Genomic DNA, 19,591 nt, shown 5'->3' with positions numbered 1-19,591 from the left:
CCATTGACATCATCAAATACAAAAGTATATCTCGAAATTGTAAAAAAAATTCGTTCCATTATGGAAGAGGATGGATTGGTAGCGGGGGATCGTTTGCCGTCTGAGCGCGAGTTAAGTTCACGTTTAAACGTAGGACGTTCCTCTGTAAGAGAAGCATTGCGTGCTTTAGAACTGGTAGGATTGATTGAAACGAGACGTGGTGAAGGGACGTTTATTCGAAACTTTTATGATAACGGTCTTGTACAATTAATTGCTCCGTTCTTACTGCAAGATGAGAAAACAATTCGTGATTTATTACAAACAAAACGATTGCTTGAGAAAGATATGATTCGAATTGTATGTAATTTACCGAAAGAAACGTTTTCTAAAGTACTAAGTAGATTACACCAAGTACTTGAAGAAAATGAAAGCTCAATCCCAACGCTTCATCAAACGTTCTTTAAAACACTTATTGAACAAGTCGATAATTATTTACTATATCGCATTTGGATGATCGTAAATGATTACGTAGCAACTCTTTCTTGTAAAGTTTCAAGAGATTCTATCGATATGTATAGAAAGCTTTATGCTACTTTGGAAGAAAAACAAGAAAATGATGCACTAAAAATTTACGATGAATTAGTAGAGAATATACAGTTTCACTCGTAATGTATAAAATTTGTCGAAATGACCATGACACGTTATGACAAACATTCTACCGCGTAGCGGTTAAAGTTAAACGTAAAGAGTGAGGTTATTAGACAGATTGAGAAGATAAGGCTAACATCAAACTTTGGTGTTAGCCCCATTTTCTTCTTACGCTAACCTTAGCTCTCAACGAAGGGGGTCAAATTGTGCTAAGAGATTTATTCGTGAAAAAGAAAAAGTACGCTGCAATACCTTCAGAACAAGTACGAAAAGATGTGCCAGATGGCGTTATGACAAAATGTCCGGAATGTAAAAAAATCATGTATACGAAAGAACTTCTAAAAAATTTAAAAGTATGTGTGAATTGTGGATATCATCATCCTATGAATGCATGGGAACGTCTTGATAGTATATTGGACGAAGGGTCATTCCGTGAGTATGACAAAGAAATGGTTTCATTAAATCCACTCGAGTTTCCAGGTTATGAAGAGAAACTAGAGAGCGATCGTAAGAAGACTGAATTGAACGAAGCGGTTGTAACTGGTGAAGGAACAATTGATGACATGCTTGTTGTTGTTGCAGTAATGGATTCTCGTTTTCGAATGGGGAGCATGGGCTCTGTAGTAGGAGAAAAAATCGCCCGTGCGGTTGAAAAGGCGTACGACTTACAAGTTCCATTTATTATCTTTACTGCTTCGGGTGGTGCCCGTATGCAAGAAGGGATATTAAGTTTAATGCAAATGGCAAAAACAAGCGTAGCTTTGAAAAAGCATAGTAATGCAGGAGGGTTATTTATTTCTGTTATGACTCACCCAACGACGGGCGGGGTTTCAGCGAGTTTCGCTTCACTTGGTGATTATAATCTTGCAGAACCAGGTGCACTTATCGGATTTGCTGGTAGACGTGTAATTGAACAAACGGTGCGTGAGAAACTACCGGAAGATTTCCAAACGGCAGAATTCTTACTAGATCATGGTCAATTAGATGCGGTGGTGCATCGTGATGATATGAGAGAATCGCTTCGCAAGATTTTAGAAGTTCATCAAGGAGGGGAAATGGCTGTATGGCAGAGCTAGAATTTGAAAAACCAGTTGTTGAGCTAAGAAATAAGATTCGTGAACTGAAAGACTATACGAAAAACAGCCAGATGGACTTCAGTGAGGAGATTCGTATTTTGGAAGAAAAGCTAGAAAATTTAGAGGAAGATATATACGGCAATCTAAAAGTATGGGACCGTGTTCAAATTGCTCGTCATGCAGAACGACCGACAACGCTCGATTATATTGAGCACTTATTTACTGATTTTTTCGAATGTCATGGAGATCGTCTATTTGGCGATGATGCAGCGATTGTCGGTGGCATTGCGAAATATAAAGGGATGCCTGTAACTGTAATTGGGCATCAGCGCGGAAAAGATACGAAAGAAAATATTCGCCGTAACTTTGGAATGCCTCATCCAGAAGGATATCGAAAAGCACTGCGTCTCATGAAACAAGCGGAAAAGTTTAATCGTCCTATTATTTGTTTCATCGATACGAAGGGAGCTTATCCTGGTAAAGCAGCTGAAGAACGTGGACAAAGTGAAGCTATTGCCCGCAACCTATTTGAGATGGCAGGTTTAACGGTACCAGTTATTTGTATCGTTATCGGTGAAGGCGGTAGTGGTGGTGCGCTAGGTCTTGGAGTAGGAGATTACATTCATATGCTAGAAAATTCCACTTATTCTGTTATTACACCAGAGGGTGCAGCGGCAATTCTTTGGAAAGATGCAGGAAAAGCAAAGGAAGCTGCAGAAGCAATGAAAATTACAGCAGCAGATTTGAAAGAATTAGGTGTAATTGATGAAATTATTCCAGAGGCAAAAGGTGGAGCTCACCGTAATCTTTTAAAACAGTCAGAAAATATAGACTTAATGATTAGAAAAACTTTTGAACAATTAAACGGAATTTCGAAAGATGAATTAATCGAAAAACGTTATGAAAAATATATGAAAATTGGGCAAGTTTCGTTTTCAAACGCTTCCATTGGGATAAAATAAGAAAAGCGTGCGTTCCTCTTCGCGAATGCACGTTTTTATTATGAAAAGACACATCTTCTCCATTGTGTTTTTATATTTTTTCGTGTTATTTTATTATAAGGCAAATAATCTTTATGAGGTGAGTACAAATGAAACGTATTGGTGTATTAACAAGTGGTGGAGATTCACCTGGTATGAATGCTGCCATTCGTGCAGTTGTTCGTAAAGCGATTTTCCATGATATTGAAGTATATGGTATTTACCATGGATACGCTGGATTAATTTCTGGTCACATTGAAAAATTAGAACTTGGTTCTGTTGGCGATATTATCCACCGCGGTGGTACGAAATTATATACAGCAAGATGTCCTGAGTTTAAAGACCCAGAAGTACGACTAAAAGGTATCGAGCAATTAAAGAAACATGGTATCGAAGGACTTGTTGTTATTGGTGGAGATGGTTCTTACCAAGGCGCTAAAAAATTAACTGAACAAGGATTCCCATGTGTTGGTGTACCAGGTACAATCGACAATGATATCCCTGGAACAGACTTCACAATTGGTTTCGATACAGCTTTAAACACTGTTATTGATGCAATTGATAAAATCCGTGACACAGCTACATCTCATGAACGTACATATGTTATCGAAGTAATGGGACGTCACGCTGGTGATATTGCATTATGGGCTGGTTTAGCTGATGGTGCAGAAACAATCTTAATTCCAGAAGAAGAGTATGACATGGATGATGTTATCGCTCGTCTGAAGCGCGGTAGTGAACGTGGTAAAAAACACAGTATTATCGTTGTAGCTGAAGGTGTTGGAAGTGCAATTGACATCGGTAAGCACATTGAAGAAGCAACAAACTTTGATACTCGTGTAACTGTATTAGGTCACGTACAACGTGGCGGATCACCAAGTGCACAAGACCGTGTATTAGCAAGTCGTCTTGGCGCAAGAGCAGTTGAATTATTAATTGCTGGTAGAGGTGGACGTTGTGTAGGTATTCAAGATAACAAACTTGTTGATCATGATATTATCGAAGCGTTAGCTCAAAAGCATACAATCGATAAAGATATGTATCAATTATCTAAAGAATTATCCATCTAATCGGCGTAATGTCAGATATTTGGGAACGGTTTCATAATTTTCGGAGGTGCAATATGCGTAAAACTAAAATTGTATGTACTATAGGTCCTGCTAGTGAAAGTATTGAAAAATTAGAGCAATTAATCGAAGCAGGTATGAACGTTGCTCGTTTAAACTTCTCTCATGGTAGCCATGAAGAGCACGGAGCTCGTATTAAAAACATTCGTGAAGCTTCAAAGAAAACTGGTAAAACAGTTGGTATCTTACTTGATACAAAAGGTCCAGAAATCCGTACTCACGACTTCGTAGACGGACAAGCTGAGCTTGTAACAGGTGCAGAAGTAGTTCTTTCTACTGAGCAAGTATTAGGTACTGCAGAGAAGTTCTCTGTATCTTATGCTGGTCTTTATGACGATGTAGACCCAGGTTCTCGCATTCTAATCGATGACGGTCTTATCGAACTAGAAGTAATCGAAAAAGCTGATGGAAACATCCGTACAAAAGTTCTTAACAGCGGAACTGTAAAAAATAAAAAAGGTGTTAACGTACCAAACGTAAGCATTAAGCTTCCTGGTATCACTGAAAAAGACGTAAAAGATATCATCTTCGGTATCGAGCAAAAAGTTGATTTCATCGCAGCTTCATTCGTACGTAAAGCGTCTGACGTATTAGAAATCCGTGAATTATTAGAAGAGCATGGCGCTCAATACATCCAAATCGTACCGAAAATCGAAAACCAAGAAGGTATCGACAACATCGATTCAATCTTAGAAGTTTCTGACGGTTTAATGGTAGCTCGTGGTGATATGGGTGTAGAAATTCCACCAGAAGAAGTACCATTAGTACAAAAACGTCTAATCAAAAAATGTAACGTGTTAGGTAAACCAGTTATTACTGCGACACAAATGTTAGACTCTATGCAACGTAACCCACGTCCAACTCGTGCTGAAGCAAGTGACGTAGCTAACGCAATCTTCGATGGTACAGATGCAATCATGCTTTCAGGTGAAACAGCTGCTGGTCAATATCCGGTAGAAGCAGTAACAATGATGGCTAACATTGCAGTACGTGTTGAAAAATCATTACAATACGAAGATATGTTCAAAAAACGTATTAAAGAGTTCACTCCAACAATTACAGATGCAATTAGCCAATCTGTTGCGCATACAGCACTTGCTCTTGATGTAGCTGCAATCGTAGCTCCAACAGAAAGTGGACATACTGCGAAAATGATCTCTAAATACCGTCCAAAATCTCCAATCGTAGCTGTAACATCTGACGAGCAAGTAGGACGTCGTCTTGCACTTGTTTGGGGTGTACAAGCATTTATGGCTGAGAAGCGCGCAGCTTCAACTGACGAAATGTTAGATACAGCAATTCAAACAGGTATGGATGCAGGTCTAATCGGCCTTGGAGATACTGTAGTAATTACTGCTGGTGTTCCAGTTGCTGAAACTGGTACAACAAACTTAATGAAAATCCACGTTGTTGGTGAAGAAGTTGCTAAAGGACAAGGAATCGGTCGTAAAGCTGCAAAAGGTAAAGTAGTTGTAGCAAAAACAGCTGCTGAAGCTGTAGCGAACGTAAACGAAGGTGATATCCTTGTTACAACAAGCACTGATAAAGATATGATTCCTGCAATCGAAAAAGCTGCTGCTTTAGTTGTAGAAGAAGGTGGCTTAACAAGCCATGCTGCTGTTGTAGGCGTATCAATCGGTATTCCTGTTATCGTTGGTGTAAACGGCGTAACAGCAACTTTAAAAAATGGCCAAGAAGTAACAGTTGATGCAGCACGCGGAATTGTTTATAATGGACATGCGGAAGTGCTATAAGTAATACGGAGAGAAGGATCGGAGTCCTTCTCTTTTTTTTACACAAAAACGAGATAGAGTTAGCTTAAAACGCCTAGAATTGCTTTTAAAAGCTGTTTGTTATGGGTTTTAATATGAAAGGGTATTATATTTCATATGATGTATATAGGCGTTGTGAGGGCGTTAAAAGTGAGTTGTGAGAGAGGTGTAGAACTATGAAGTGGTTACTATTCTTGTTTATTTTAATACCGGCGATTGAGATTACGGTCTTAATCGGATCAAGTCATGTAATAGGTTTATGGTCTACGTTCGCTATGATTGTATTTACAGGTGTAGTAGGTGTGTATTTGGCGAAAAGACAAGGATTTAAAGTGCTTGGAGAGATTCAATCTAAGTTGAATAGAGGGGAAATGCCAGGTGAGGCAGTACTAGATGGTATTTTTGTATTTGTAGGAGGTATTCTCTTAGTGCTTCCTGGTTATGTGACAGATGTGCTAGGGTTTATCTGCGTGATCCCTATTACGAGAGCTTTATTGAAGCCGCTTGTTATGAAGTGGATGGAATGGAAGTTTAGAAAGAACTCTACTATTATCATTCAGAAGTAGCGCTTAGATTATAACGATCTAAGTGCTATTTTTTTGTCTTGTAAGAGGAGGGGAGCTTTCTGATTGAGGCTTTGCTTTACCGCACTATTTGTGGGGGGATGATGAGTGGGGATGAACAAAATGTCCGCTTATTATATTTGCTATATAATTTTCGTTTGAACTCTTGTTGTGCTTCGATTAAACGTGTGATTTTTTAGTGCTATTAATTTGGATGAATAAGATGGTGCGAAATGCAGCCAAATTAAAGTTTTGCTTTTGTATATAAAGGAGCGATTGGTGTAAAGAATTCATATAAAAGGTGGTGATTGTTAGTTGAAGCCTTATTTTATGCCATTTTGTATATTTATTCATTTACATAAAAAGTAATAAATGTAAGTAATAATTATAGATAAAATAGAATGAAAATGTATTTTTAGCTAGAATATGTGTTTTTTTTTATGCAAAAAAACAAGAGGATTATCCTGTTTCTGGGTAATGCTCTTGTTGCGTGTGAGTAGTGTGAAAAATAGGTAAAAGGAATAATCAGTGGGAATTTCCCACTGATTATAGCGTGATTTTTTGTATGAATTAGAAACTGTTATTTTGAAGGTGAACCTTTAATATATTTCCACAAGTCATGGAAGACATTAGCTTTGTGTAATGTATTAAGTAGTACTAAGGTGACTGGACCGATGATTAATCCTAAAAAGCCAAAAAGTTTAAAGCCGACAAATAGAGCGACGAGTGTTGCTAATGGATCGAGACCGATGTTAGATGAAAGTACTTTCGGTTCCATAATTTGTCTTTGGACAATCACGACGATGTATAAAATGAGAAGACCAATGGCGAATGCGGTATCGCCAGTGAAAAATACGTATATAACCCATGGAACGAAGACTGCGCCTGTTCCTAAATATGGTAGTAAATCTACAACTCCTGTAATAATCGCAATAGTAATGGCGTATGGTACGCGTAATATTAAAAGTCCGATCAGTACAATAACGGTTGTCATAGATACGAGTGTAAGTTGTGCTTTCACAAAACCGAATAAAGCTTTTTTTAAGTCGACAAAAATAGTTTTTCCGTAGCCATGTACACGATTTGGTAGTAATTTTCTTGCTTTTTGAGCAAGACGGTGCCAATCGTAACTAATGAAGAAAGTGGCTAATAAAATGAATACAAGGACAGTTAAAGTTGTTGGCAGTGCACTAATGAAATTCGTTAACCCGCTTATAATGGCGGTTAAAAGTTCTTTCATTTGTGTTGTTGCCTCTGTTCCTAAGTTTTGAATGTTTTGTGTAATTGTATAGCGCTGTGGTTCTCCAAGATGATTAAATTTAGAGATTAAATCATCGTAGAGAGGCATAATATGATTAAGTGCAAATTGCTGGGCGAATGTAACGATATCTGGAAACTTTACTGTAACAATTTGTAGTAAGTATGTTGTGGCAGATATTGCTTCAGTCACAAGATATGTAACAAGTCCAACGATAGCTCCAAATACGAGAATTAAGCTAACGAGTACTGCTAGTGCGCGAGGAAATTGTAGTTTTTGATTAAGGAAATTGACGACAGGATTAATCAAATAAGCAAATGCAAAAGCGATAATAAAAGGATAGATAAGCCCTGACATGTATAGTAATACATAGAACCCAGCTACCGTTGCTACAATGACAAATATGAGTCGCAATATCATATATAGTAAGTTTCGGTTCAAAGATGTATACCTCCCATTCCAATTTGGATTATCCTAATTCGTTCAACTTATAACGAGTGTGCCCCACTGATTAAAGTTTCACTTTACCCCGCATTAACGGGCAGTAAATCTCCTACCCGAAGTGCGGCTGGATCAAAGGAGTTAGATGGAGATAAACTGCCCGTAAAAGCCCGATTGGTTCAACTAATAATCAGTGGAAAATGCCCCACTGATTAAAGTTTCACTTTATGTTATAGTGGAATGATGGATTTTTCTTGCTTTTTCAGTATGTGAGTGACTGTGAAAGCTTGGTGTTGATGCTTCTACTATATGGTAAAAACTTCATTTTCTCTTCTTTTTATTTTACCTGTTTCTAATTAGAAAAGAAAGAAGAGACGCCTGTTTTTTAAAATGTATACATGCTTAAATTTTTATGGTGAAAGTCTCAATTTATCATTTTAAAATACATAAAAAATGAAGTGATTCATGTTGAATAGGCATCGATATATCATGTATAACGATAGGTTTAAAGGTATTTTTGTTTGGAAATGAGTTCATTATTTTCAGAAAGGAAGTGCAAACATGATTAGTCAGTCAACGTTATTTTTATTCATACTACTTATTATAGGACTTATTGCGAAAAACCAATCGCTTACTGTGGCTATTGGTGTATTATTTTTATTGAAGTTTACGTTTTTAGGAGATAAGGTCTTTCCTTATCTACAAACGAAAGGAATTAACCTAGGTGTAACGGTCATTACAATAGCGGTGCTCGTACCGATTGCGACGGGGGAAATAGGTTTTAAACAACTTGGAGAAGCGGCAAAATCTTATTATGCGTGGATTGCTTTAGCTTCAGGTGTAGCGGTCGCTTTGTTAGCGAAAGGCGGCGTACAATTGTTGACAACGGATCCTCACATTACAACTGCGCTTGTTTTTGGGACAATTATAGCGGTTGCGCTATTTAATGGGGTTGCTGTTGGTCCGTTAATTGGGGCTGGAATTGCCTATGCGGTTATGAGTATTATACAAATGTTTAAATAAGGAATTTTATAGTAATATAAAATTTTTGAATTCTTTCTGTTCACAAAAGTCAGATAATTGTTTATAATAGGATTAGAAACTTTGAAAAGTTACATAACAGCAGAGACTTTACACCAGATAAAATAAAAACAACATAAAACAATTTTATAATGATATTGTTTTATGTTGTTTTTATCATAAAACTCTTCGGAATGTATTTTCCTCACTAACTTGTTGTTTTGAGCGTGAGGATTCGGGGAGACATTCACGCTCATGCTTTCCATGTAAACAATGGACAATAAGAGGGGAACATCGCAACAAATTTGCATGATCGTGCATTTTGCTTGCCTAAAGAGTGAACGGGCGTTCATAATTCATAAGGGGAGCAAATAGATATAAGGAGCAAGGTTGGGAGAATTTTCAGGAAAAGGAGAGAATGTCATGACTGTTATTCGAGGTTTAGAAGGGGTAGTAGCAACAACATCATCTGTGAGCTCTATTATTGATGATACATTAACTTATGTTGGGTATAATATTGATGATTTAGCTGAGAATGCTACGTTTGAAGAAGTAGTGTACTTATTATGGCACCGCAAGCTTCCTAATGAAAAAGAACTAGCGGAATTTAATGAAATTGTATCTGAATACTATAAAGTTCCAGGTGAGATTTTAACATATTTGAAACAAGTAGATTTAAAAATTGCACATCCGATGTCTGTTTTACGAACTGCAATTTCCATGCTATCATTATACGATGAGAGCGCTGAAATTATGGATGAAAAGTCCAATTATTTGAAAGCGGTTAAATTACAGGCTCAAGTGGGAACTTTAGTTGCTGCTTACGCGAGAATCCGTAAAGGTTTAGATATTGTTGAGCCAAGAAAAGATTTATCATTAGCTGCAAACTTCTTGTACATGTTAAATGATCGCGAGCCAAATGAAGTTGAAATTGAAGCTTTTGATAAGGCACTTGTACTTCATGCAGATCATGAGTTAAACGCTTCTACATTTACTGCACGTGTTTGCGTAGCTACACTGTCAGATGTATATTCTGGTATTACAGCAGCAATCGGTGCATTAAAAGGTCCTCTTCACGGTGGGGCAAATGAAAATGTAATGAAGATGTTAACTGAAATTGGCGAAGAAGAAAATGTAGAGTCATATATTCATAATGCTCTTCAAAATAAAGTGAAAATCATGGGCTTTGGCCACCGTGTGTATGAGCAAGGTGATCCACGTGCAAAACACTTACGTGAAATGTCTAAGAGATTATGCGTGCTTTTAGGAGAAGAGAAATGGTATAATATGTCTATCAGAATTGAAGACATTGTAACAAAAGAAAAAGGTCTTCCACCAAATGTTGATTTCTATTCAGCTTCTGTATACCATTGTTTAGGAATTGACCATGACTTATTTACACCTATTTTTGCAATTAGCCGTATGTCAGGCTGGTTAGCTCATATTCTAGAACAATATGAAAACAACCGTTTAATTCGTCCGCGTGCTGATTATAATGGACCAACGCATCAAGTGTATGTTCCAATTGCACAACGATAAGCGAATAACACTATTTTGATAGTGAAAATACGCTTTCAAAAGTCTGATTTTTTCGGAAAGATGTAATGATTAGAATATTTTAATTTGACTAACGGTTTGAACTGAGGGGTTATTCCCTCGGTTTCATACATATGAAATTTCAAACATGGGGGTTATCACATTGACGACAGGTGAAAAAATTACTGTAACTAATGGTGTTATGAATGTACCAAACAATCCGATTATTCCATTTATCGAGGGAGATGGAATTGGTCCTGATATTTGGGCAGCTGCATCTCGCGTACTAGAAGCAGCAGTTGAAAAAGCTTATGATGGTGAGAAGAAAATCGTTTGGAAAGAAGTGCTTGCAGGGGAAAAAGCATTCAACCAAACAGGCGAGTGGTTACCAGAAGAAACTTTAAACTTAATTCGTGAATATTTAATCGCGATTAAAGGTCCACTTACAACTCCAGTTGGCGGTGGTATTCGTTCTCTAAACGTAGCACTTCGTCAAGAATTAGATTTATATGTATGTCTACGTCCAGTTCGTTATTTTGAAGGTGTTCCTTCACCTGTAAAACGTCCGGAAGATACTGATATGGTTATTTTCCGTGAAAATACAGAAGACATTTATGCTGGAATTGAATATGCACAAGGATCTCCAGAAGCAGAAAAAGTTCTTGCTTTCTTAAAAGAAGCAATGGGTGTTAATAAAATCCGCTTCCCAGAAACATCTGGTATTGGTATTAAGCCGATTTCAGAAGAAGGGACAAAGCGTCTTGTTCGTGCTGCAATTCAATATGCAATTAACGAAAAACGCTCTTCTGTTACATTAGTTCATAAAGGAAACATTATGAAATTTACAGAAGGTGCTTTCAAAAACTGGGGTTACGAAGTAGCGGAACAAGAATTCGGCGACAAAGTATTTACTTGGGCTGAATACGATCGTATCGTTGAAAAAGATGGTAAAGATGCAGCGAATAAAGCGATGGCAGACGCTGAAGTGGCTGGAAAAATCATCGTAAAAGATTCTATTGCAGACATCTTCTTACAACAAATTTTAACTCGTCCACGTGAGTTCGATGTTGTTGCAACAATGAACTTAAATGGTGACTATATTTCTGATGCACTTGCTGCACAAGTAGGTGGAATTGGTATTGCACCTGGTGCAAACATTAACTATGTGACTGGACATGCTATCTTTGAAGCTACACACGGTACAGCTCCAAAATATGCAGGTTTAGATAAAGTAAACCCATCTTCAGTTCTTCTTTCAGGTGTATTATTATTAGAACACTTAGGATGGAATGAAGCAGCGAAATTAGTAACAGATTCAGTTGAGAAAACAATTGCATCAAAAGTAGTAACATATGACTTCGCTCGCCTAATGGAAGGCGCAACAGAAGTGAAGTGTTCTGAGTTTGCTAATGAGCTTATTAAAAACATGGATGTAGCGATAATCAAAAACGCATAATTAAAGCGGGGGGTAAATTATGACAATCAAACGCAAGAAAGTTTCAGTCATCGGTGCAGGATTTACAGGAGCAACAACGGCATTCTTATTAGCACAAAAAGAACTTGCAGATGTTGTATTAGTGGACATTCCACAACTGGAAAATCCAACAAAAGGGAAAGCGTTAGATATGTTAGAAGCGAGCCCAGTACAAGGTTTTGATGCTAACATTATTGGAACATCTGATTACGCAGATACTGCTGATTCTGACGTTGTCGTTATTACAGCAGGTATTGCACGTAAGCCTGGTATGAGCCGTGATGACTTAGTAGCAACGAACTCTAAAATTATGAAAAGTATTACGCGCGACATTGCAAAACATTCACCAAATGCAATTATTGTTGTGTTAACAAATCCAGTTGATGCAATGACATATTCTGTATTTAAAGAAGCAGGATTCCCGAAAGAGCGTGTAATTGGCCAATCGGGCGTATTAGATACAGCTCGTTTCCGTACATTCATCGCACAAGAATTAAATCTTTCTGTGAAAGACATTACAGGATTTGTTCTTGGTGGACACGGTGACGACATGGTACCTCTTGTGCGTTATTCTTATGCAGGCGGTATTCCGTTAGAAACGTTAATTCCGAAAGAGCGTTTAGAAGCAATCGTAGAACGTACACGTAAAGGTGGCGGTGAGATTGTAGGCTTATTAGGAAACGGTAGTGCATATTACGCACCAGCAGCTTCTTTAGTTGAAATGACAGAAGCAATCTTAAAAGATCAACGCCGTGTATTACCAGCTATTGCGTACCTTGAAGGTGAGTATGGTTATAGTGACCTTTACTTAGGGGTACCAGTAATTCTAGGTGGTAACGGAATTGAAAAAATTATTGAATTAGAACTTCTTGCAGATGAAAAAGAAGCGTTAGATCGCTCTGTAGAATCTGTACGTAACGTAATGAAAGTTCTTGTTTAATAATTGAATAGTAGTGAAAAAGATTCGGGATTCCGAATCTTTTTCTACTATTTACCGAATTGTTTTTTTGAAATAATATGAAAACGCTATCATTTGTAGTATCCTATAATGAAACTATAGATTTATACTATACATTGCCCTCATCATAGTAAATTTCGGATAAGGTATCGCTTTTAGTAGGATAATAAGGTGAAAAAATCGGAGGGGGTTGTAACATGTTAAAGAAAAAAGTTCAAATTGGTCGTAAAATGGATGAAATTACAGTAGGAGAGAAATTATCTATCACTGAAAAAATTGAGGATAAAGATTTGTTATTGTACTTAGGGTTAACGAATGATGCCAATCCATTATATATTCAGCATGATTACGCATCCCAAACTCCGTATGAAAAGCCGATTGTACCAAGCATTATGCTAACGGGAATGATTACAACGGCGGTTACGAAATATTTACCGGGTCCAGGAAGTCATATTACGAGAAAGGACCTTACGTTCGTGAAGCATGTTCACCATTATGAAACGTTACAAATCCACTTTGAAGTTGTGGCTGTTTCTGAGGAGGAACATACAATTGATATGCTTGTATCTGCTCATGATGAAAAAGGAGAAACTGTTGTAAAAGGTTCATTAACAGTCACGCCGCCTTTTAAATCTGTTTCCATTATGGAAAAAGCATTAGATAATTTTTAAAAGATGAAAATATGAATAGCGCTAGCATACCTTGAATAAGGATGCTAGCGCTATTTTTAGTTGAAAAATCCTTCTTTGAACCCTTCAGCAAATTCTGAGCACCCCGTTTTAATCGTATCCCAGCTCGGTACGTTAAAAGTAAGGAAACATGTTACTACTAAAGTTAAAATAGGTAGTAATAGTCGCATAATAGACCCCTTTTTATATTCAGATTATTGGATTAACAATATTTACTATATTATAATTTAATAATTTAAGTCAATGGAAGGAGTGATTCTTTAAGATGAGGTGGAAAGGAGAAAACGTTATCTTTGAAACGGTAAGAGAAGCTGAAGTGTGGGCAGACGGGGTTGCGAATGAAATGTACGGGAGAGTATTTGATGGATATGAAACACCGGATTATAAAATAGCGTATGCTCTTTCGTTTTTCCTAGCACAAAATCAAGATTTTATAGTTCATACGGAAGTGAGCTTTAAAGAAGAGAGAGTAATCTATAAAGTTTGGCAAAATCCTGTATAGTTGCAGGTGAATCGTAATTACTTCTATTTTCTCAATTCTACACAAACGATCTCCATGAATAGACAATTATATTGAGAGGGACCTTGTTTTCTAGTATGATGAGAATAACGGGGAAAATACTAGGATGAAGAAGGTTTCAAGTCTATAACTTGGAGGAAAAGAATGAACAATCGTATTTTAGTAGTTGATGATGAGGAATTTATCTTAACTTTAATCGAATTTAATTTACAACAAGCTGGGTTTGAAGTTATAACAGCGATGGATGGAGAAATGGCGCTTCAAAAAGCGACAACAGAACGCCCAGATTTAATTATATTAGATTTAATGCTTCCGAAAATGGATGGTATGGAAGTGTGTAAAGAATTACGATTGCAGCGCGTTATGACGCCGATTTTAATGTTAACGGCAAAAGATGATGAGTTTGATAAGGTGCTAGGCCTTGAACTTGGGGCAGATGATTATATGACGAAGCCATTTAGTCCAAGGGAAGTTGTTGCTCGTGTGAAGGCGATTTTGCGCCGCACGAAATTACAACAAGAAGAACAAGTTGCAGAAGCGCCAGATGAAGATAGCATCACAATTGCAGAACTTAAAATTTTACCGGAGTTTTATGAGGCTTATTTCCAAGGAAGAAAGCTTGAATTAACACCAAAAGAATTTGAACTACTTGTGTATCTTGCGAAAAATAAAAGTCGCGTGTTGACGCGTGATCAATTATTAAGTGCTGTATGGAATTACGATTTTGCTGGTGATACACGAATTGTTGATGTTCATATTAGCCATTTGCGCGATAAAATTGAACAAAATACGAAAAAACCGACGTACATTAAAACGATACGTGGTTTAGGATATAAATTAGAGGAGCCAAAAGGGAATGAATAAATTTCGTTCCAGGCTTCTTTTTACATTTGTTTCTCTTATTGTATTTATTTTAGTTGGACTAGGTTTATTGCTAGAAACTGTGTTTGAAAACTACTATATAGATCATGCTAAAGAGAGAATGGTAAAAGAGACGGAGTATGTTGCGGCGTTAGCAGAAGAGCAAGGTTTTGATAATGTCTTAAAAAATCCATACGTATTTGAAAAGTTAGAAGAAAAAATACCAGCTTCTATCGTATTTGTGGATGAAAAAAAGAAAGTTCAATATAGAAAAGGACAAGAATTGGCATTTAGTCCAGAGACGATTAAAGAACTTACTTCGGAATTGGCAAAACAACGAAGTAAAGTGATTACGAAAGAGACAGATCGAAAGAATGAATTTTATCATGCGGTGTTCGTTCAAGATGTAGAAGGAAAACAAGGATACGTTTTGGTGAAAAGTACAATCGATCCTTTAAAAGACGTACATCAAAAAACGTGGGGATTATTAATTATCGGATTTGTTATTGCTTGTCTCGTAGTTGTATTTTTAGGTATGAAAATTACAGGGCAATATATTAGGCCGATTGAATCGGTTACAAAAGTTGCAATTGAATTGGCAAAGGGTAATTATAAAGCACGTGCATACGAAAGTCATTCGGATGAAACAGGAATGCTGAGTAAAGCGATTAATATTTTAGCTCGTAACTTACAAGAGATGACACTTGAACAAGAAATGCAGCAAGATCGTCTGCATACGTTAATTGAAAATATGGGAAGCGGAATGATTTTAATTGATAGCCGCGGGTATATAAACCTTGTAAACCGCTCTTATAAGGAAACTTTCCACGTAACAGATGAAGAATATTTAGATCGCTTATATTATGAATCGTTTCATCATACAGAAATTATTGAGCTTGTAGAAGAAATCTTTATGACAGAAGTGAAAGTGCGTAAACAAATGTTATTGCCACTTGGAATTGAGCGGAAGCATTTCGAAGTATATGGAGCGCCGATTATCGGGACAAACCATGAATGGAAAGGGATTGTTCTCGTATTCCATGACATAACAGAGTTAAAGAAATTAGAACAAATGAGAAAAGACTTTTTAGCGAATGTTTCTCATGAATTAAAGACACCGATTACTTCTATTAAAGGTTTTTCAGAAACACTCTTAGACGGAGCGATGGATAATAAAAAATTCTGCGAACATTTCTTGCACATTATTTTAAAAGAAAGTGAGCGCATGCAAGGATTAATTGAAGATTTATTAGATTTGTCAAAGATCGAACAACAAGGATTTAAATTAAATATGGGAACCGTTGACATGAAGGGGCTGCTTGAAGATATTCATATGGTGCTTGATAATAAAGCAGGAGAAAAAGAAATCTCTTTACAAGTGAATGTATTAAAACGTGCTTCTGTTATTGGAGATCCAAGTCGTTTGAAACAAATCTTTATTAATTTAATAAATAACGCGATCGTATATACACCGGCTGGAGGCGTTGTTTCAGTAGAGTTAGCGGAAGATAAGTATAATGCTTATATAAAAGTATCGGATACTGGAATTGGTATTAGTAAAGAGGAAATTCCGCGTATTTTTGAACGCTTTTACCGAGTGGATAAAGCGAGAAGTAGAAATACTGGTGGTACAGGCCTCGGATTATCAATTGTAAAGCATTTAGTAGAGGCGCATCACGGTACAATTACAGTGGATAGTGAAGTTGGGGAAGGGACAACATTTACAGTTGTTTTACCAAAATCAGCAACTGAAAAATAGGATGAAGGATGTTTACAATATATTAACAATGGCTTAATTAAATATTAATAAAGCTCTGTTAATATAATACATGAAAACCCCTTCATCCAAGGAGTAATTTTGGACGAGAATAGTTAAGCTGTTCTCGTCACTTCCCTTTATGCCAATATAAGTCTGTTTTATATATGAAAGAAAATAACCGTTATTTTTCTTCTCTCTATTAGTCATGTTAATATAGAGAGAGGAAAGGAACGGTTTTTTTCTGTGAAAAAAATCATTTCAAATTTGTATGGGGAGGTTTCAATTTTGGAAAAAAAGGTCGTATTAGTAGATGGTAATAATATCGCGTATCGTGCTTTCTTTGCACTACCGCTTTTAAATAACGACAAAGGTATACATACGAACGCAATTTACGGTTTTACAATGATGTTAATGAGGATATTAGAGGAAGAAAAGCCAACTCATATGTTAGTGGCGTTTGATGCAGGCAAAACAACCTTCCGTCATAAAACGTATAGTGAGTATAAAGGAGGACGTCAAAAGACTCCACCTGAATTATCAGAGCAGTTCCCGTTTATTCGTGAGATGCTGGATGCATTCAACGTACCGCGTTATGAATTAGAAAATTATGAAGCGGATGATATTATGGGAACGCTAGCAAAAGAAGCGAGTGAACAAGGAGCAAGTGTAAAAGTTATTTCAGGAGATAAAGATTTACTTCAACTTGTTTCTGATAACACGCTTGTATGTATTCCGCGAAAAGGGATTACGGAAGTAGATGAATATACGAAAGAAGCTTTATTTGAAAAATATAGCTTATCACCAAAGCAAATTATCGATATGAAAGGTTTAATGGGAGACCAATCAGATAATATTCCGGGTGTACCAGGAGTTGGTGAAAAAACGGCGATTAAATTGTTAACACAGTTTGGAACGGTTGAAGAAGTGTATGAAAATCTAGATCAAGTAAGCGGGAAGAAATTAAAAGAAAAACTAGAAGAAAATAAAGAACAAGCTCTTATGAGTAAAGATCTTGCGACTATTATTACAGATGCGCCGATTACAGTTCATGTGGATGATATGGCGTATAAAGGATATGAAGCAAGTGATGTGATTCCAATGTTCGAGAGTTTAGGATTTACATCTCTTTTAAATAAATTAGGCGTTACGCCAGAAGAAACAGCTCCAGCTGAATTAGATGATATTACATTTGATATTGTGGAAGAAGTTACAGAAGAAATGCTTCAGCAAGATAGTGCGCTTATCGTAGAAGTGCAAGAAGATAATTATCATAAGGCGGACATTCAAGGCTTTGGTATTCAAAATGAAAATGGTTGCTACTTTATTCAGAAGGATATTGCTCTTGCATCGGATGCATTTAAAGCATGGCTTGCAAATGGAGAAATGAGAAAGCATACATTTGATGCGAAGCGAGCAATCGTTGCACTGAAATGGAATGGGATAGATATGCAAGGGATTGACTTTGATCTATTAATCGCTGCTTATTTACTTGACCCGGCTGATACAGATAAAGATTTCCGTACTGTAGCGAAAATGAAAGAAACGCATGCTGTGAAATCAGATGAAGAAGTTTACGGAAAAGGTGCGAAGCGTGCTGTTCCAGAGTTAGAAGTAGTAGCGGAGCATGTGGCTCGTAAAGTGCATGTATTATATGATGTAAAGCAAACATTCGTTGAAGAGTTAAAGAAGAATGAGCAATATGAACTGTTTACAGAGTTAGAACTGCCACTTGCGCGTGTATTAGCTGATATGGAAGTAAAAGGTGTAAAAGTTGATACGGAGCGTCTTCGTAATATGGGAGAAGAACTCGCAGGTAGATTAAAGGAAATGGAACAGGAAATTTATAAGCTTGCGGGAACAGAATTTAATATTAATTCACCGAAGCAGCTTGGTGTAATTCTGTTTGAGAACTTAAACTTACCGGTTATTAAAAAGACGAAAACAGGTTATTCTACGTCAGCTGATGTATTAGACAAGCTTATGGATCGCCATGAAATTATTCCAAACATTTTACATTATCGTCAATTAGGGAAGCTAAATTCAACTTATATTGAAGGTTTACTGAAAGTTGTACATGAAGATTCATCTAAAATTCATACTCGCTTTAATCAAGTGTTAACGCAAACAGGTCGATTAAGTTCAACGGATCCGAACTTGCAAAATATCCCGATTCGATTAGAAGAAGGAAGAAAGATTCGTCAGGCATTTGTTCCATCAGAAGAAGGTTGGATTATGTATGCGGCTGACTATTCACAAATCGAACTGCGTGTATTAGCTCATATTGCAAATGATAAAGGGCTAGTTGAAGCATTCCAGCATGACATGGATATTCATACGAAAACAGCTATGGATGTATTTGGCGTTGAAAAAGATGAAGTCACTTCAAATATGAGACGACAAGCGAAAGCTGTTAACTTCGGAATTGTGTATGGTATTAGTGATTATGGTCTTTCACAAAACTTAGGAATTACAAGAAAAGCAGCAGCGGAATTTATTGAAAAGTATTTAGAAAGTTTCCCTGGTGTACAAGAATATATGGAGGACATCGTAAAAGATGCGAAACAAAAAGGATATGTGGCTACATTATTAAATCGTCGCCGTTATATTCCAGAAATTACGAGTCGTAATTTCAATTTACGTAGCTTCGCTGAGCGTACAGCGATGAATACACCAATTCAAGGTACTGCAGCAGATATAATTAAAAAAGCGATGATTATTATGGCAGATCGTTTAGAAGAAGAAGGATTACAAGCGCGTCTTCTTCTGCAAGTACACGATGAATTAATATTTGAAGCACCAAAAGAAGAAATTGAAAAATTAGAGCAGCTTGTACCTGAAGTAATGGAGCATGCAATTGAACTCGCAGTTCCGCTGAAAGTTGATTATTCTTACGGTCCAACTTGGTACGACGCAAAATAAGGAAGTGATGA

General features: G+C 36.9%; 17 protein-coding genes. 15 read left to right on the top strand and 2 right to left on the bottom strand.

Annotation, left to right across the window (positions count from 1 at the left end):
* Positions 1–3: 3 nt before the first annotated feature.
* The 6 genes from ATL10_RS16065 to ATL10_RS16040 all read left to right on the top strand — a co-directional run bounded on the left by ATL10_RS16065 (position 4) and on the right by ATL10_RS16040 (position 6,148).
* Entirely contained in the window at positions 4–648 is a 645-nt protein-coding gene (locus tag ATL10_RS16065) for a FadR/GntR family transcriptional regulator (RefSeq protein WP_000204444.1), read from the top strand.
* A gap of 185 nt (positions 649–833) precedes the next feature.
* On the top strand, positions 834–1,703 hold the full coding sequence (gene accD / locus ATL10_RS16060) for an acetyl-CoA carboxylase, carboxyltransferase subunit beta (protein WP_000942856.1): 870 nt from the start codon (positions 834–836) through the stop codon (positions 1,701–1,703).
* Positions 1,691–2,665: an acetyl-CoA carboxylase carboxyl transferase subunit alpha gene (accA, locus tag ATL10_RS16055; RefSeq protein ID WP_000818801.1), complete on the top strand. Its 975-nt coding sequence runs from the start codon at positions 1,691–1,693 to the stop codon at positions 2,663–2,665. The genes accD and accA overlap by 13 nt, the downstream gene beginning before the upstream one ends.
* 128 nt (positions 2,666–2,793) lie before the next feature.
* The gene (pfkA, locus tag ATL10_RS16050) at positions 2,794–3,753 is read left to right on the top strand and encodes a 6-phosphofructokinase (protein ID WP_000821158.1); all 960 of its coding nucleotides are present in this window, start codon (positions 2,794–2,796) and stop codon (positions 3,751–3,753) included.
* Positions 3,754–3,806: 53 nt separating this feature from the next.
* Positions 3,807–5,564, top strand: a complete 1,758-nt coding sequence (gene pyk, locus ATL10_RS16045) for a pyruvate kinase (protein WP_001232667.1) — start codon at positions 3,807–3,809, stop codon at positions 5,562–5,564.
* 194 nt (positions 5,565–5,758) lie between these two features.
* Entirely contained in the window at positions 5,759–6,148 is a 390-nt protein-coding gene (locus ATL10_RS16040) for an FxsA family protein (RefSeq protein ID WP_000871631.1), read from the top strand.
* Positions 6,149–6,725: 577 nt separating this feature from the next.
* Here the strand turns inward: ATL10_RS16040 and ytvI are convergent.
* Entirely contained in the window at positions 6,726–7,844 is a 1,119-nt protein-coding gene (gene ytvI, locus ATL10_RS16035; protein ID WP_100910437.1) for a sporulation integral membrane protein YtvI, read from the bottom strand.
* A gap of 561 nt (positions 7,845–8,405) precedes the next feature.
* Between ytvI and ATL10_RS16030 the strand changes: the two genes are divergently transcribed.
* The 5 genes from ATL10_RS16030 to ATL10_RS16005 all read left to right on the top strand — a co-directional run bounded on the left by ATL10_RS16030 (position 8,406) and on the right by ATL10_RS16005 (position 13,503).
* Entirely contained in the window at positions 8,406–8,867 is a 462-nt protein-coding gene (locus ATL10_RS16030; RefSeq protein WP_000625507.1) for a DUF441 domain-containing protein, read from the top strand.
* A gap of 387 nt (positions 8,868–9,254) precedes the next feature.
* Positions 9,255–10,403, top strand: a complete 1,149-nt coding sequence (gene citZ, locus ATL10_RS16020) for a citrate synthase (RefSeq protein WP_142669966.1) — start codon at positions 9,255–9,257, stop codon at positions 10,401–10,403.
* A gap of 160 nt (positions 10,404–10,563) precedes the next feature.
* A complete protein-coding gene (icd, locus tag ATL10_RS16015) occupies positions 10,564–11,856 on the top strand; it encodes an NADP-dependent isocitrate dehydrogenase (RefSeq protein WP_139213251.1) in 1,293 nt (430 codons plus the stop codon).
* A gap of 19 nt (positions 11,857–11,875) precedes the next feature.
* Positions 11,876–12,814, top strand: a complete 939-nt coding sequence (gene mdh, locus ATL10_RS16010; protein ID WP_000153232.1) for a malate dehydrogenase — start codon at positions 11,876–11,878, stop codon at positions 12,812–12,814.
* A 215-nt stretch (positions 12,815–13,029) separates the two neighbouring features.
* The gene (locus ATL10_RS16005; protein ID WP_000914180.1) at positions 13,030–13,503 is read left to right on the top strand and encodes a MaoC family dehydratase; all 474 of its coding nucleotides are present in this window, start codon (positions 13,030–13,032) and stop codon (positions 13,501–13,503) included.
* Between the two features lie 56 nt (positions 13,504–13,559).
* Here ATL10_RS16005 and ATL10_RS31890 read toward each other — a convergent pair whose 3' ends face one another.
* Positions 13,560–13,691, bottom strand: a complete 132-nt coding sequence (locus ATL10_RS31890; protein WP_001238014.1) for a hypothetical protein — start codon at positions 13,689–13,691, stop codon at positions 13,560–13,562.
* A gap of 95 nt (positions 13,692–13,786) precedes the next feature.
* On the opposite strand from ATL10_RS31890, the gene ATL10_RS15995 reads away from it, so the two are divergent.
* From ATL10_RS15995 to polA, 4 genes are all read left to right on the top strand, one after another.
* Positions 13,787–14,023, top strand: coding sequence for a hypothetical protein (locus ATL10_RS15995; protein ID WP_053563568.1), 237 nt, complete (start codon positions 13,787–13,789; stop codon positions 14,021–14,023).
* 162 nt (positions 14,024–14,185) lie between these two features.
* On the top strand, positions 14,186–14,905 hold the full coding sequence (phoP, locus tag ATL10_RS15990; RefSeq protein WP_001065220.1) for a two-component system response regulator PhoP: 720 nt from the start codon (positions 14,186–14,188) through the stop codon (positions 14,903–14,905).
* Positions 14,898–16,661: a sensory box histidine kinase PhoR gene (phoR, locus tag ATL10_RS15985; RefSeq protein ID WP_001032099.1), complete on the top strand. Its 1,764-nt coding sequence runs from the start codon at positions 14,898–14,900 to the stop codon at positions 16,659–16,661. Before phoP ends, phoR begins: the two co-directional genes overlap by 8 nt.
* Before the next feature lie 285 nt (positions 16,662–16,946).
* On the top strand, positions 16,947–19,580 hold the full coding sequence (gene polA, locus ATL10_RS15980) for a DNA polymerase I (protein ID WP_053563570.1): 2,634 nt from the start codon (positions 16,947–16,949) through the stop codon (positions 19,578–19,580).
* Positions 19,581–19,591 lie beyond the last annotated feature (11 nt).

It is taken from the genome of Bacillus sp. 196mf (genome assembly GCF_003217275.1).
In the GTDB taxonomy this organism is placed as follows: Bacteria; Bacillota; Bacilli; order Bacillales; family Bacillaceae_G; genus Bacillus_A; species Bacillus_A thuringiensis_S.
Note: the sequence above shows the minus strand (reverse complement) of the source record. Positions and strands in the feature narration are given on the sequence as shown.

What these genes read in the sequence shown, in the direction of transcription:
- pfkA (WP_000821158.1), top strand. Translation starts at nt 2,794, where the DNA reads ATGAAACGTATTGGTGTATTAACAAGTGGTGGAGATTCACCTGGTATG.
- phoP (WP_001065220.1), top strand. Translation starts at nt 14,186, where the DNA reads ATGAACAATCGTATTTTAGTAGTTGATGATGAGGAATTTATCTTAACT.
- ATL10_RS16005 (WP_000914180.1), top strand. Translation starts at nt 13,030, where the DNA reads ATGTTAAAGAAAAAAGTTCAAATTGGTCGTAAAATGGATGAAATTACA.
- ATL10_RS15995 (WP_053563568.1), top strand. Translation starts at nt 13,787, where the DNA reads ATGAGGTGGAAAGGAGAAAACGTTATCTTTGAAACGGTAAGAGAAGCT.
- ATL10_RS16030 (WP_000625507.1), top strand. Translation starts at nt 8,406, where the DNA reads ATGATTAGTCAGTCAACGTTATTTTTATTCATACTACTTATTATAGGA.
- mdh (WP_000153232.1), top strand. Translation starts at nt 11,876, where the DNA reads ATGACAATCAAACGCAAGAAAGTTTCAGTCATCGGTGCAGGATTTACA.
- accA (WP_000818801.1), top strand. Translation starts at nt 1,691, where the DNA reads ATGGCAGAGCTAGAATTTGAAAAACCAGTTGTTGAGCTAAGAAATAAG.
- phoR (WP_001032099.1), top strand. Translation starts at nt 14,898, where the DNA reads ATGAATAAATTTCGTTCCAGGCTTCTTTTTACATTTGTTTCTCTTATT.
- ATL10_RS31890 (WP_001238014.1), bottom strand. Translation starts at nt 13,691, where the DNA reads ATGCGACTATTACTACCTATTTTAACTTTAGTAGTAACATGTTTCCTT.
- pyk (WP_001232667.1), top strand. Translation starts at nt 3,807, where the DNA reads ATGCGTAAAACTAAAATTGTATGTACTATAGGTCCTGCTAGTGAAAGT.
- ATL10_RS16040 (WP_000871631.1), top strand. Translation starts at nt 5,759, where the DNA reads ATGAAGTGGTTACTATTCTTGTTTATTTTAATACCGGCGATTGAGATT.